The organism is Streptomyces adelaidensis, assembly GCF_016598475.1.
Taxonomy (GTDB): domain Bacteria; phylum Actinomycetota; class Actinomycetes; order Streptomycetales; family Streptomycetaceae; genus Streptomyces; species Streptomyces adelaidensis.
This window is the reverse complement of the sequence record NZ_JAEMUX010000232.1, coordinates 1-1,442: the sequence shown is the minus strand read 5'-3', so window position 1 is coordinate 1,442 and position 1,442 is coordinate 1. Positions and strand designations below refer to the sequence as shown.

General features: G+C 70.2%; 1 protein-coding gene. It reads left to right on the top strand.

The genetic code is table 11. From position 1 onward, the window contains the following. Positions 1–1,213: helix-turn-helix domain-containing protein (locus I8N67_RS41515; protein ID WP_200309516.1), on the top strand; the 1,213-nt coding region annotated here is incomplete at its 5' end. Positions 1,214–1,442 lie beyond the last annotated feature (229 nt).

The window sequence follows — 1,442 nt, the reverse complement described above, 5'->3', positions numbered from 1 at the left end:
CACCACCGACATCGCCGAGTCCAACGGACAACGACTCGCCCGCCTCCGCGCACGCCACCGCTGGACACAAGCCCGCCTCGCCACCGAGAGCGGCTACTCCCTCGGCGCCATCCGCTCCTTCGAGCAAGGCGTCCGCAGCCTCGACCGCCCCGCCGTCATCCTCGCCTTCGCCCAAGCCCTCGACTGCCACCCCACCGAAATCACCGGAGCCCCCTACGTGCCCGTCCAGGCCGACCACGACGGGCAAGCCGCCGTCGCCTCGGTAGCAGCAGTACGCCGCGCCCTCATGCGCCACGACCGCCCAACCCGGCCCACCGAAGCCGAAGCCGCCGCCATCAACCTGCCCGACCTCCACACCCGCGTCCACGACGCCAACACCCACCGCCAAGCGGCCGCCCTCACAAAAGCCGGCGCCGAACTCCCCGCCCTCCTCCGCGACCTTCAGGTCGCCGCCGAACTCACCACCGGAGACCAGAAGCGGCAGGCGTACAACCTCCTCGCCTCCGCCTACGAATGCGCCATGCAGTATTTGTACAAGCTCGGCCACTCCTCGGACGCCACCCTTGCCACCGAACGCGTCGTCTGGGCATCCCAAGAGACAGGCGACCCGCTGCGCATCCTGGCCGCCCGCTGGTACGACGCCGGCGAGTTCCTCACCATCGGCGAGCACGACGAGGCCGGGCACATCATCGACGAAGCGCTGACCGAACTCGGCGCCATCTCGTCGCCGGGCCCGGAAGCGGTGTCGCTGCGGGGGGCTTTCCAGCTGAAGGCATCCTTGAACCTCGCCCGCGCGGCCGACACGAAAGCCGCCGTACGCCACCTCGCGCACGCACGGCAGGCGGCCGACGAGCTCGGCGAGGACCGCAACGACTACCAGCTGCAATTCGGCCCCACCAACACCGCACTCTGGTCGGTCAGTCTGCCCGTCGAGATGGGCCATGGCCGGGACGCCGTCGCCCGCGCCGAGAAGGTACGGCTCCCCGACGACTACTCGCAGGAGCGGCACTCCCACTTCCACATCGACCGCGGGCGCGCCTACTTCTACAACGGGCAGCGTGATGAGGCTGTGGCCGCGTTCCTTGAGGCCGAGCGCCTGGCCCCGCAGGCGACGCGCGCCCATGCGGCGGTCCGGGAGACCATCGGGACGATGATCCGTACCCGGAAGCGCGGGGATCTGGTGGAGCTCGGCATCAGGGTCGGCGTCGTCTGACAGGTACTACAGTCTGTAGTACTTCCGTGACCCCCTGGCCGCTAGCGTCGGTTGTACAGCACACAACCACGCAGGCCAGGGGGTCAACGTATGCCGAGCCAAAGCCGACAGCAGACGGTGCCGGAGCCGCCCGTCACCCTGCCGGACCCGACCCGGCCGCCGAAACCCGCGCCGGGCTGCGACGTGTGCGCAGCCCTCGACCGGCAGCGTGACGCCGCCGAACGCGCCA